The sequence below is a fragment of the Sphingomonas sp. Leaf21 genome (assembly GCF_916858675.1).
In the GTDB taxonomy this organism is placed as follows: Bacteria; Pseudomonadota; Alphaproteobacteria; order Sphingomonadales; family Sphingomonadaceae; genus Sphingomonas.
Map to the genome: position 1 here is coordinate 83,088 of NZ_CAKASM010000006.1, position 12,227 is coordinate 95,314.

Annotated in this window: 9 protein-coding genes; 4 read left to right on the forward strand and 5 right to left on the reverse strand. The window is 65.0% G+C overall.

The features are described from left to right. Positions 1 to 75 precede the first annotated feature (75 nt). Positions 76 to 2,055, reverse strand: a complete 1,980-nt coding sequence (gene parE, locus LRP66_RS07750) for a DNA topoisomerase IV subunit B (RefSeq protein ID WP_230481920.1) — start codon at positions 2,053 to 2,055, stop codon at positions 76 to 78. A gap of 163 nt (positions 2,056 to 2,218) precedes the next feature. Between parE and LRP66_RS07755 the strand changes: the two genes are divergently transcribed. Beyond that, positions 2,219 to 3,079 (forward strand): outer membrane protein, encoded by an 861-nt coding sequence (locus LRP66_RS07755; protein WP_230481921.1) that lies wholly within the window; start codon positions 2,219 to 2,221, stop codon positions 3,077 to 3,079. A gap of 279 nt (positions 3,080 to 3,358) precedes the next feature. On the opposite strand, the gene LRP66_RS07760 is transcribed toward LRP66_RS07755, so the two are convergent. Next, positions 3,359 to 4,003, reverse strand: a complete 645-nt coding sequence (locus tag LRP66_RS07760; RefSeq protein ID WP_230481922.1) for a GcrA family cell cycle regulator — start codon at positions 4,001 to 4,003, stop codon at positions 3,359 to 3,361. Positions 4,004 to 4,090: 87 nt separating this feature from the next. Here LRP66_RS07760 and LRP66_RS07765 point away from each other — a divergent pair, with 87 nt between their 5' ends. The 3 genes from LRP66_RS07765 to queE all read left to right on the forward strand — a co-directional run bounded on the left by LRP66_RS07765 (position 4,091) and on the right by queE (position 6,523). Further along, positions 4,091 to 4,942 (forward strand): ABC transporter permease, encoded by an 852-nt coding sequence (locus LRP66_RS07765; protein ID WP_230481923.1) that lies wholly within the window; start codon positions 4,091 to 4,093, stop codon positions 4,940 to 4,942. Positions 4,943 to 5,166: 224 nt separating this feature from the next. Then, positions 5,167 to 5,886: a 7-cyano-7-deazaguanine synthase QueC gene (gene queC / locus LRP66_RS07770; protein WP_268992441.1), complete on the forward strand. Its 720-nt coding sequence runs from the start codon at positions 5,167 to 5,169 to the stop codon at positions 5,884 to 5,886. A gap of 4 nt (positions 5,887 to 5,890) precedes the next feature. Then, entirely contained in the window at positions 5,891 to 6,523 is a 633-nt protein-coding gene (queE, locus tag LRP66_RS07775) for a 7-carboxy-7-deazaguanine synthase (protein ID WP_230481925.1), read from the forward strand. Between the two features lie 108 nt (positions 6,524 to 6,631). Here the strand turns inward: queE and LRP66_RS07780 are convergent, their stop codons facing one another. The 3 genes from LRP66_RS07780 to LRP66_RS07790 form a co-directional block, all read right to left on the reverse strand. Then, a complete protein-coding gene (locus LRP66_RS07780) occupies positions 6,632 to 7,429 on the reverse strand; it encodes a LytR/AlgR family response regulator transcription factor (protein ID WP_230481926.1) in 798 nt (265 codons plus the stop codon). Continuing rightward, the gene (locus LRP66_RS07785) at positions 7,426 to 8,565 is read right to left on the reverse strand and encodes a sensor histidine kinase (RefSeq protein ID WP_230481927.1); all 1,140 of its coding nucleotides are present in this window, start codon (positions 8,563 to 8,565) and stop codon (positions 7,426 to 7,428) included. The genes LRP66_RS07780 and LRP66_RS07785 overlap by 4 nt, the downstream gene beginning before the upstream one ends. Positions 8,566 to 8,669: 104 nt before the next feature. Beyond that, a complete protein-coding gene (locus LRP66_RS07790) occupies positions 8,670 to 12,014 on the reverse strand; it encodes a TonB-dependent receptor (RefSeq protein ID WP_230481928.1) in 3,345 nt (1,114 codons plus the stop codon). Between the last annotated feature and the right edge of the window lie 213 nt (positions 12,015 to 12,227).

Genomic DNA, 12,227 nt, shown 5'->3' on the forward strand with positions numbered 1-12,227 from the left:
GCCGGATGGGAATGACATAAAGGCCATGAAGCGCGTGTCATGGCAAGTAAGCAATTGTAAAAGCAGACACCTGCGTCAGGCGTCGATCACCTCTTCATCCAGCCGCGCGGCATTTTCCTGAATGAAGGCGAAGCGGTGGGCCGGATTGTTGCCCATCAGCCGGTCGACCAGATCCTTCACGCCCGCGCGTTCCTCATATTCCTGGGGCAGGGTGATGCGGATCAGGCTGCGCGTCGCCGGGTCCATTGTCGTTTCGCGCAGCTGGCCGGGGTTCATCTCGCCCAAGCCCTTGAAGCGCGCGACGTCGACCTTCTTGCCCTTGAACGCGGTGCGTTCCAGCTCGGCGCGGTGGGCGTCGTCGCGCGCGTAGAGCGACTTGGCGCCGACCGTCAGGCGATAGAGCGGCGGCTGCGCGAGGTAGAGGTGTCCGCGCCGCACCAGATCGGGCATCTCCTGAAAGAAGAAGGTCATCAGCAGCGTGGCGATATGCGCGCCATCGACATCGGCGTCGGTCATGATGACGATCTTTTCGTAACGTAGCTGGGTCGGGTCGCAATCCTTGCGCGTGCCGCAGCCCATCGCCAGCGTCAGGTCGGCGATCTCCTGATTCTGCAGGATCTTGGTCGAGGTGGCGGAGGCGACGTTCAGGATCTTGCCGCGGATCGGCAGGATCGCCTGCGTCTTGCGGTCGCGCGCCTGCTTCGCCGAGCCGCCCGCCGAGTCGCCCTCGACGATGAACAGCTCGGTGCCCTCGGGGCTGTCCGCCGAACAGTCGGTCAGCTTGCCGGGCAGGCGCAGCTTGCGGGCCGAGGTCGCGGTCTTGCGCTTGACCTCGCGCTCGGCCTTGCGGCGAAGGCGCTCGTCCATCCGGTCGAGGACATAGCCGAGCAATGCCTTGCCGCGATCCATGTTGGCGGAGAGATAATGGTCGAAATGGTCGCGCACCGCCTTTTCGACCAGCCCGGCCGCCTCGGGGCTGGTGAGGCGGTCCTTGGTCTGGCTCTGGAATTGCGGCTCGCGGATGAAGACCGAGAGCATCAGTTCGGAGCCGACCATGACATCGTCGGCGGTAATGTCCTTGGCCTTTTTCTGGTTCACCAGTTCGCCAAAGGCTCGAAGCCCGCGCACCAGCGCCTGGCGCAGGCCCTGTTCGTGCGTGCCGCCATCCGGGGTCGGGATGGTGTTGCAATACCAGCTATAGCTGCCGTCGCTCCACAGCGGCCAGGCGACCGCCCATTCGACGCGCCCCTGTTCGGCGGGAAAGTCCTGATTGCCCGAGAAGAAATCGGCGGTGGCGCATTCGCGGCCGCCAATCTGTTCCTTCAGATGGTCGGCAAGGCCGCCGGGGAACTGGAACACCGCCTCCGCAGGCGTGTCGTCGGTGATGAGGTCGGGCGCGCAGTGCCAGCGAATCTCGACGCCCGCGAACAGATAGGCCTTGGAGCGGACCAGCTTGTGCAGCCGCGCGGGCTTGAAGTTCAGTTCGGGCCCGAAAATCTCGGTATCGGGGGTGAAGGCCACGCTCGTCCCGCGCCGGTTGGGGGCCGCGCCCACCGTCTCCAGCGGTCCCAGCGTCGCGCCGCGCGAGAAGCGCTGGCGGTACAGGATGCGTTCGCGCGCGACCTCGACCACCGTGTCCGACGATAGCGCGTTGACCACCGACACGCCGACGCCGTGCAGGCCGCCGCTGGTCGCATAGGCCTTGCCGGTGAACTTGCCGCCCGAGTGGAGCGTCGAGAGGATGACCTCCAGCGCCGACTTGTCGGGAAACTTGGGATGCGGGTCGACGGGAATGCCTCGGCCATTGTCGACGATGGTCAGGCGGTTGCCCGGCTCCAGCTTGACCTCGATCCGGGTGGCGTGGCCCGCGACGGCCTCGTCCATCGCATTGTCGAGCACTTCGGCGGCGAGGTGGTGAAGCGCGCGCTCGTCGGTGCCGCCGATATACATGCCCGGACGGCGACGCACGGGCTCCAGCCCCTCCAGCACCTCGATCGAGGAGGCGTCATAGGCGGGCTGGGGACGGGCACCGCCCGCGAACAGGTCATTGGACATAACGGGAACTATAGGGGCTGTGCGGGCGTCACGCCAGCGCTGGCGTGAGTCCTTGCGATTGCGACAAAAGTTTGCCGGACGGCTAACATGGGATATTCCGGCGGGGCCATCCGTTCCGCGTGCACCTTTATGCCAAGGGTACGCCAAAGGTACGGGAGTGATCATGATGAAATTCTGGATGGCGGGGGCGCTGGCCTCGGCGCTCATCGCCGCGCCTGCGATGGCGCAGGACGGCAGCTATGCGGGCGAGGACGCGGCGCCGTTCTCGGGCGTCTATGTCGGCGGCAGCTTCGGCTATGACGTGCAGGGCAACGATATTGGCTCGCGGATGCTGTTCGACCGCAATCTTGACGGCAATTTCGGCGACGTCGTGACGACCTCGACCGGCGCCAACGCCTTCTCGCCGGGCTTCTGCAACGGCCGCGCGCGTAGCGTGCTGTCGCCGCAGAATGCCGCGACCGGATGCGATAACGACAAGGACGGCATCGCCTATTATGGCCGGGTCGGCATCGATCATCAGGTCGGCAACATCGTCTATGGCGCGGTCGGCGAGTTCGGTAAGTCGGAAATCACCGACAGCGTCTCGGCCTTCTCGACCACCCCGGCCTGGTACACGTTCACGCGCAGCATCGACTGGGAAGCCTCGGTGCGCGGTCGTGCGGGTTATGCGGCGAACAACACGCTGTTCTACGGTACGTTCGGCGGCGGCTATGCCCGGATCAACCGCAGCTTCACCACCTCGAACGCGGCCAATGCCTTCGCGCTGAGCGGCAAGCGCAACCAGTTCGGCTTCCTCGGCGGCGGCGGTATCGAGCAGAAGATCGGGCGCAATTTCTCGATCGGCATGGAATATATGTATCACCAGTATCGCGACGACGACGCTCGCGTCCGCGTGACGCAGGGGTCCGCGCCAGCGACCAACCCGTTCGTGCTGGCACCCAACACGGCGGGGACGGATATCCGGCGGTCGGATGACAAGTTCCGGTGGCATTCGCTGCGCGCGACGGCGGCGTTCCGGTTCTGATGGAAGGGCGCGTCCCCTCGCTCGTGGCAGGCGGCGGGGCGTGCACTTCGACGTCGCTCAGTGCGAACGGAGGTTCTGACTTGGGGCCTAGGCCCGATCGACATTCAACCATGCCTGTCCTTCCCTTGCCCCTCGTAGAGCGGAGAGGGGAGAGGGGAGAATAAGCTGAATGTCGATCCCGCCTGAACCCGTTCAGGCCGGGCGAAGTCGAAGGCCAAGGTTCACCGCCAAGGAAAAAGCCCGCCGGTCCCAAAACCGGCGGGCGTTTCTTGACCCCGATCAGCGGACGCGTGGGCCGCCAAAGGGCAGGGGCGGCGGCGGGCGACGGTCGCGGCGGGGCAACTGCGCCTGATAGGCGTGGCCACAATGCGCGACGCAGTACGGGAAGCCCGGATTCACCTTGTCGCCGCAAAAGTGGAAGTCCGGCTCGCCCGGATGTCCCAGCGGCCATTTGCAGATTCGATCGTTGAGGTCGAGCAGCGAGGTCTTGCCCGCCATTTCGGCGCTCGGCTTGGCGGGGACCAGGCGACGCGGCGGCGCAGGCGAGGGCGGGGGCTGCTGCTCGCCCGGCGACTGGCGAACGAAGCCGCCGGGGCCGACCGAACGGAGGATCGGCTGCGGCTCGCGTACCGGGGGCGCCTCGGCTTCCGGCTCGTCCTCGGCCTTGGGTGCCGCGCGGACGGGCTCCGGTTCGGGTGCAGGCGGCGGCGGCGGCGCGGCGACCGGCGCCTCGACCACGGGGGCGGCAGCGGCGGGCTCGTTCGCCTTCACCGGCGACGGACGGGCCTGAAGCCCCAAACGGTGCGCCTTGCCGATCACGGCGTTGCGGCTGACCCCGCCCAGTGCCTCGGCGATCTGGCTGGCGGTCTGACCCGCTTCCCACATCGTCCTGAGCGTATCGATCCGCTCATCGGTCCACGACATTCGAAACCTTTCCTTACTTCGTCATCGCACCGGCCGGTCCTTGAACCGGGTTGCGGGCGGCCACGGCAACGGTTACGCGCTATGGCGATGAGCAGCCAGCCCCCAATCGGAGAAATTCCCTCGGCGGTACGCGCCGCCCCCGGTGTGCCCGTCATCCGGAACATCAACTGGGGCGGCCTCAGAACCCTCTATATCAAGGAGGTGCGCCGGTTCTTCAAGGTGCAGCTCCAGACGATATGGGCGCCGTCGGTCACGACGCTCCTCTATCTGATCATTTTCACCACCGCATTGGGCGGGCGCCATGCCGTGCCGGTCGCGGGGATGCAGGTGCCGTTCGCCGATTTCATCGCGCCGGGCCTGATCGTCATGGGGATGATGAACAACGCTTTCGCCAATGCCAGCTTCTCGCTGCTGGTGGGCAAGATCCAGGGGACGATCGTCGATTATCTGATGCCGCCGCTGTCCACCGCCGAGCTGCTCGCCGCGCTGGTCGGTGGCGCGGTGACGCGCGCGGTGCTGGTCGGCCTGACCGTCTGGATCGCGATGGCGATCTGGCCCGGCGTGCACGTCACGCCGCACGCCTTCTTCGCGGTGCTGTGGTTCGGTCTGCTGGGGTCGATCTTCCTCGCGCTGCTGGGCGTGCTGACCTCGATCTGGGCGGAGAAGTTCGATCATGCGGCGGCGGTCACCAACTTCGTGGTCGTGCCGCTGTCGCTGCTGTCGGGCACCTTCTATTCGGTCGATGGCCTCGCCCCCGCCTTCCGCGCGATCAGCCACGCCAACCCGTTCTTCTACGTCATCTCCGGCTTTCGCTATGGCTTTCTCGGCCTGGCCGATTCGCCGGTGACGCTGGGCGGCTTCGTCGTGCTGGCGATCGACGCGGCGATGGCGGTCCTGTGTTACGTCCTGCTGCGCAAGGGCTGGAAATTGAAAAATTAATTGCGCGTCACTTAACCCGTTTTTCACTAACCCGGGTTTATGTCGACGGCTCTGCAGTAGCGGAGACTCCCTCGTGCCGGGTGCCAGCATGCCCGGTTCAGGTCCTGTACGGGACCGCGACTCCGCGCCGTCCGGTGGGACTGGCCGGTCGCGGTCCCGGCCTTTTATGACCCCCCTATTCTGATTCTGGGGCCGCGCGACCGTCGGGTTGCAACGCTGCGAATATGGGCGTAGCGGTCGCTGCCATCATGACATCTTCTGCTCCCATGGCGGTCGTGCTCGTTTCGGGCGGGCTGGACTCGATGATTTCCGCTGCTTCGGCCAAGGCCGCAGGCTATCGCATCCTGGCGCTGTCGGTGGATTATAATCAACGGCACAAGGTCGAACTCGCCGCCGCCGCCCGCGTCGCCGAGGCATTGGGGGCGGAGCGGCATATCGTCCTGCCGCTCGACCTGTCCGCCTTTGGCGGGTCGGCGCTGACCGCCGATATCGACGTGCCCAAGGACGGTGTGCAGCCGGGCATCCCGGTGACCTATGTCCCCGCCCGCAACACGATTTTCCTCAGCCTGGCGCTGGGCTGGGCCGAGGCGGCGGGCGCGCGCGACCTGTTCATCGGGGTCAACGCGCTCGACTATTCGGGCTATCCCGACTGCCGCCCCGAATTCATCGCGGCCTTCGAGGGGCTGGCGGAGATCGCGACCAAGGCGGGGGTCGAGGGTCAGCCCTTCAAGATCCGCGCGCCGCTCCAGCACATGACCAAGGCCGATATCGTGCGCGAGGGTACGCGGCTGGGCGTCGATATGGGGCTGAGCTGGTCCTGCTACGACCCGACGCCGGAGGGGCTGCATTGCGGGCGCTGCGATAGCTGCCGCCTGCGCTCCAAGGGGTTCGAGGAAGCGGGTATCGCCGACCCCACCGCCTATGCGGTCAAGCCGCAGGACTGACCACATGAGCTACGCGGTCAAGGAGATGTTCCTGACGCTCCAGGGCGAGGGCGTGCAGGCGGGGCGGCGCGCGGTGTTCGTGCGCTTCGCCGGGTGCAACCTGTGGTCCGGGCGCGAGCAGGACCGTGCGAGCGCGATCTGCCGCTTTTGCGACACCGATTTCGTCGGGGTCGACGGGCTGGGCGGTGGACGCTTCGCCGATGCGGCTGCGTTGGTCGCGGCGGTCGAGGGCTTTTGGGGCGAGTCGCGCTGGGAGCGTTTCGTGGTGCTGACCGGGGGCGAGCCGATGCTCCAAGTCGACGACGCGCTGGTCGACGCGCTGCACGCGGCGGGCTTCTTCATCGCGATCGAGAGCAACGGGACGCTTGCCGCCCATCCGCGACTCGACTGGGTCTGCATCAGTCCCAAGGCCGGCTCCGAGATCGTCCAGCGTTCGGGGGACGAGCTCAAGCTGGTCTGGCCGCAGGCGGGGATCGATCCGGCGGAATTGGAGGGCTGGGACTTTGCGAATCACCTGCTCCAGCCGATGGACGATCCTCTGGCGGACGCGAATCGCGAGGCCTGCATCGCGCAGGTGATGGAGCGTCCGCGCTGGCGATTGACGCTCCAGACGCACAAGATGCTGGGGCTGCGCTAGGGGCCGTTTGGCTGAGGTCGGGACGTGCGCTTCGACTTCGCTCGGCCTGAGCGACGTCGAAGGCCACGCCCCTCACCCGACCGGGCGCGGGGCGTGACCTTCGAAAAATCAGTGGACGAACCGCGCCACCACGTCGCGGTAGCTCCGCGAAACCTTCACCTGCGCACCCGATTCAAGCAGCAGGAAACATTCGCCATTGGTGTGCGGCTTGACCTGTTTGACGAGGTCCAGGTTCACGATGGTCGAACGGTGCACCCGCTGGAACCGGCGGGGATCGAGCCGCTTCTCCAGATCCTTCATCGTCTCGCGCAGGACCAGCGAATTGTCGCCGGTGTTGATGACCATATAATCGCCCGCCGCCTCGATCATTTCGATCGTGTCGACGTCGACCCGGAAGATCTGGCCGCGATCCTTGATGTTGATGAGCTTTTCGAAGCGGCTGGAGGCGACTTCGCCGCCTTCGTTCAGATCGGCGACCGCTTCGGGCGCATGCTCGGCGAGCACTTCCTTCAGCTTCTCGATCTCGCCCGCGCCGCGCTTCTCGCTCAGGCGGAGCCGGACGCGGTCCAGCGTATCGGCAAGTCGCGCCTCCTCGACCGGTTTCATCAGATAATCGACCGCCTGCGCCTCGAACGCGCGCAGGGCGTGGTCGGAATAGGCGGTGACGAAGACGAATAGCGGCGGCTCGACCTCCATCAGCCCCTGGATCACCGAGAAACCGTCGAAGCCGGGCATCTGGATATCGAGGAAGACGAGGTCGGGCTTGTGCGTCTTGATCGCGCGGATCGCCTCGCGCCCGTTCGAGCAGCGCTCGATGATCTCGACGTCGTCGTGCGCCTGGAGCCGAAGCTCCATGCCCTGGATCGCCAGGGGCTCGTCGTCGACGAGGATGGTACGGATGGTCATGCGGCCTCTCTGTTCACATTCTCAAGCTGGAAGGGGATCTCGATCTCGACCGAGAATCCTCCAGCGGGCGCGGAGCGGGATTCGAAACGATGGTCCGGGCCATAAGCCTGGGCCAGCCTTTCGCGGATATTGGACAGTCCGACGCCTGTCGAAACGCTTGAGGAATGCCGTATGTCGTGCAAGCCGGGGCCGGTATCGGATACGGCGATCCGCACCCGTTGCCCGACCAGCCGCACGTCGACGCGGATTTCGGCGCCTTCCTCCTGCGGGGTGACGGCGTATTTGATAGCGTTCTCGACCAGCGGCTGGAGCAGCAGCGAAGGCAGGCGCGCGCGTTCGGCCCGCGGGTCGATCTCGAAACTCGGGCGCAGGCGATCCTCGAAGCGCATCTTCTCAATTTCGAGATAGAGTTTCAGTGTTTCAACCTCTTGCGCCACGGTCACATGCGCCGTGGGCTCATTCGCCAGCGTGTAGCGGAGAAAGGCTGACAGTCGGCTTAACATCGCATTGGCGCGTTCGGTCTGCTTGAGCAGCACCAACGTCGAGATGGAGTTGAGCGTGTTGAACAGGAAATGCGGGTTGAGCTGATAGCGCAACATCGCGAGCTGCGCGGTCGATGCCTGTAGCTCCAGCGCGCGCATCTCGTCGATCTGGCTCTCGACGATCAGATAATAGTTGATCGCGAAATAGAGCGCCGACCAGCCCGCCAGCACGTTGAAGGTGATGAAGAGGTTGCCGATCAGCAGGCTGACCGTCACGCCCGGCTGGGTGGTGGTGATGAACGAGAAGGAGAAGGCGTTGAGCGCGGCATAGAGAAAGGTCGCCGCCGCCAGCGTCGCCAGCGTCAGGAACACCCCCATGATGCGCGGCAGTCGCCGGTAATAGCCATAGAGAGTCGAGAGCAGCAGCGTGATGCAATAGCCCAGGATCGCTTCGATGATCACCGGGATGATCTTCTCCAGCGAGAAGCCGTTGGAGATGCCGACCACCGAGCGCTGGACCAGATAGCCGGACCAGCCGACCGCCTGCAGGATCCAGAAGGCACGCGCCTTGTTCTCGAAAAACGGTCGCACCGACAGATGATCGGTCGCGGAGGATGGCGCGACATAGGGCGCGACGGGCGAATGGGTGGCCATGGCCGGGCGACATCTACACCGGCTGCGGGCGAAGGGCAAAAAAGAAGGGCCGCCCTTCCCGAAGGAGGGGCGGCCCCGAATGTCCGGCGAGCGGACGCCTCGGCTTAGAAGCTGAAGCGCGCGCCGATGCGGATTTGGTAGAGCGACTGGTTGAAGCTCAGCGCCTGGGTGTTCGGATTGGTAAACGACGAGTAGCGATACTGGAGGCAAGGCTGTGCCGTCGTGGTCGCCACCGTCCCGGCGTTGTTCGCATTGCCCGCCGTGGTCAGGCACTGCACAGTGATCGGAGCCGCGCCATAGGGGAAGCCGAGCTGGCGCAGGCCACCCCAATCCTTGTTGATCAGGTTGGGCAGGTTGTTGATGTCGGCAAAGACCGAGATGCGCGAACGACCGATGAAGGTCGGGATTTCCTGCTCGAGATGCAGATCGATCCGGGTGAAGGCGCGGTTGCGACCGGTGTTCTTGGGCACGATCATGCCACGGTACTTCGCCAGGTCCGGGTTGGCGTTGATGTAGGAGTCGAGCGCCTGCGCCGTCTGCGCTGCGGTCAGGCCCGTCGTGCCGGTGCCGTCACCATAGCTTACGCGTGGGTCGTTCAGGCCGGTCGGGACGTACAGCAGGTTGGTGCTGTTGTTGCCCGTCAGGACCGTGCCGAACACGGGCGAACGCACGTTGTTCGAGTTGTCGAACATCGTGTAGCTATAGGCGCGGCCCGCACGCGTCTCGCCGAACAGCTGGATGCGCGTCTTGTAGTCGCCGAAGAAGGCGTGATCATAGCCGACGCTGTACTTGAACTGCCACTTGATCTGGTCGGCCGAGGTTCCATAGGCCGGGTTGTTCGAGTCCGGGCCGAAGAACTGGTTGCGGTAGTTCGAGTTGATCGTCGACGACGTGGCGTTGCCGACGTCCTTCACCCACTGACGCGTGAAGCTGGCGCCGAACTGCAGACCCCAGTCGAATTCCTTGTCGAACCGGGCGACGATGACATGGCTGTAGCCCAGCGAGCTGTTGGTGGCCAGGATATCGTAGTTCGGATCGGCGAAGACGGTCGCGCTGCCATAGCGGGCGCGGCCATCCGGCATGACGCCGTTCGGGATCGCGCGCAGATCGGTGAAGATCACGCCATCGACGTTCTTGGTGTACAGATAGTCCGCACCGAAGTTCACGCCGAAGAGCGAATAATCCGCCGACAGCGTCGCCTTCAGCGAGCGCGGCAGGTGGAAGTTGGGTGCCAGCGCGCCGGTGTTGGTGCGCGACAGGTTCGTCGGATTGGTCGTGTTGGCGGCATACTGCGCAACGGCGGCCGGGACGTTGCCGGTGACGTTGTTCAGCGCGGCCTGACAGATCGCGTCGGGGATACCGCCCGTGCAGCTGTTGAGGCCCTGGCCCGCGCGCGTGATCGTGATGGCGCTGGTCGTGATGGTGTTCGAGAAGCTGTTCGACATGAAGATGTCGGGCAGGCCGCCACCGAAGATGCCCGCGCCGCCGCGAACCTTAAGGCCGCCGCCGAGGATGTCGGCGGGCTTCCAGTCGAAGCTGATACGCGGCTCGAACTGATCGAGGCCGTTATAGGTGTTGGTGTTCGGGAAGCCGTAACGCTGGTTGAAGAACTGGTTGTAAACCGGCCGCTCGCCCATGGCGTACATGGTGTAGCGTGCGCCATAGGTCAGCGTCAGCGCGTCGGTGACCTGCCATTCGTCCTGCAGACCGAGCGAGATCGTGGTGTAGCGGAAGTCGGCAGCCGGGCTGACACCCGCAATCGGGGCCGCAAAGATCAGCTGGTTGGCGTTACCGGCGCTGAAGTCCGCCAGCGAGTCGAAATAATAGGAGCCGAGGCTGTTCTGCACGAAGTTGTTGAACGTGCGGTTCTGCGCGACGTCGATCAGCGCCTGCACCTGATGGCGGCCTGCCGTGTAGCGGCCGACCAACTGACCACCCCAGGTGTCGGTGAACAGCTGGTTCGTCTGACGGCTGTTGTCGGGGCCGAAGCTGATGCGCGGGACCGCGTTGCTGCAGCCCGTGAGGGTCGAAGCCGTGTTGCCCTGCGACGTTGCGTCATCGCACACCGAAATCTGACCGATGCTGCGGCCCTGAAGCGGCTCCTGACCGCGACGATACCATTTGTAAAGCGCGCGCGCCTCGGTCGAGAAGTTGTCGGTCCAGTCCGAATTCAACTGGACGATACCGGCCCGCAGCAATTCGGTGAGCGCATAGGCGTTGGAGCTCAGGCCATAGGTCGGAGCGTTCGCCGAAAGCGACGTGTTGTTCTGGCTGACCAGCGAGTCGTACGAGTTGATGTACGACAGCGACAGGCGCTGACCCGTCGTGACGTTCCAGTCGATCCGACCGGTGATTTTTTCGTCCTTGCGGGGATTGAGCCCCAGGATGCCGCCTGCCGCGTCGCCCAGGTTCTTGGCGTTGGCGATGTTCAGGACGTCGGTAACCGCCTGGGTGACGGCTGCCGGATTGCTGTAGGACTGAATGACGGTGCCGAACGGACGCGGATCGGTGTTCCGCTCGCCCGAGACCATGAAGAACAGCGTGTCGGGGATGATCGGGCCACGAAGCGTAGCGCCATAAGTCTCCGACTTGAACTTGGCGGTGTTCAGCGTTGTGCTGCCAATCCGATCGCCGGTCAGGCCATCGGTATTCTGCGAATAGAAGCCGGTGCCGTGGAACTGGTTGGTGCCCGACAGGAGGACGGTGTCGATCGCGCCGCCCTGGAAACCCGACTGGCGGAAGTCATAGGGCGCGATCGAGACCGAGACCTGCGAAATCGCGTCGAAGGGGACGGGGCCGCGATTGGTCGGGCTCGCATCCTGGTTCAGGCCGAAGCTGTCGCCGACGGTGACGCCGTTGATCGTGAAGCGGTTGAAGCGCGGATTGACGCCCGCGAAGCTGACCGCGCCGCCGCGATCGCCCTGGTTGCCGAGATCGATCGTGGCGAACGGATCGCGACGTTCGATGTCACGGATGTCGCGGTTGACCGACGCCACCTTCTGGATGTCGGCCTGGGTGAGGACGGTCTGCGGTCCGTCCGAGGTCACACCGGCGCCACGGATTGCCGAGGCGGTGACGACGATATCGCCAGTCGCGCCCGCGCCCGCATCGGCGCCAGCGGCCGGGCTCAGGTCGATCGGCAGGGTATAGGCCTGCTGCACGACAGTGTAGACGTCGGTGACCGTCTTGTTGCCCTGGGGGCTCGTAACCTCGACCGTGTACGGGCCACCGGCCTGCAGGCCGGTCTGCGTGAACGTGCCGTCGGCACCCGACTGGGTCACGGTGCGCGTGTTGGTCGGCACATTGATGATCGTCACCTGCGCGCCGGGCACAGCCGCGCCGCCCGCAGTGACCGAACCACGGATGGTCGCGGTCGTTTCCTGTGCGGCTACCGCCGCCGGAATGGCGAGCGCGACGACGGCCGCGCCCAGGAAAAGCGTATTACGCATAGATCAAAATTCCCCTTTTCGCGCGCGAAGCGGCGCGTCCGGCCGTGTTCTCCGGCTCGGTTATGCCTGCCCCTGCGCTCCGAACATTGCCATTATGTTACAAAGCTCGCGCTTGCGACAGGGGGGCGGTCACTCGGTTCGCGGGCGTTGCATCTTGGCAACGGTCGGGAGGATGGCAACGGACCTATCCTCCTAGAATTCATCCATAATCTG

Coding starts and splice junctions, on each gene's coding strand:
- LRP66_RS07785 (WP_230481927.1), bottom strand. CDS start 8,565: ATGGCCACCCATTCGCCCGTCGCGCCCTATGTCGCGCCATCCTCCGCG.
- parE (WP_230481920.1), bottom strand. CDS start 2,055: ATGTCCAATGACCTGTTCGCGGGCGGTGCCCGTCCCCAGCCCGCCTAT.
- LRP66_RS07765 (WP_230481923.1), top strand. CDS start 4,091: ATGAGCAGCCAGCCCCCAATCGGAGAAATTCCCTCGGCGGTACGCGCC.
- queC (WP_268992441.1), top strand. CDS start 5,167: ATGGGCGTAGCGGTCGCTGCCATCATGACATCTTCTGCTCCCATGGCG.
- LRP66_RS07780 (WP_230481926.1), bottom strand. CDS start 7,429: ATGACCATCCGTACCATCCTCGTCGACGACGAGCCCCTGGCGATCCAG.
- LRP66_RS07790 (WP_230481928.1), bottom strand. CDS start 12,014: ATGCGTAATACGCTTTTCCTGGGCGCGGCCGTCGTCGCGCTCGCCATT.
- LRP66_RS07760 (WP_230481922.1), bottom strand. CDS start 4,003: ATGTCGTGGACCGATGAGCGGATCGATACGCTCAGGACGATGTGGGAA.
- LRP66_RS07755 (WP_230481921.1), top strand. CDS start 2,219: ATGATGAAATTCTGGATGGCGGGGGCGCTGGCCTCGGCGCTCATCGCC.
- queE (WP_230481925.1), top strand. CDS start 5,891: ATGAGCTACGCGGTCAAGGAGATGTTCCTGACGCTCCAGGGCGAGGGC.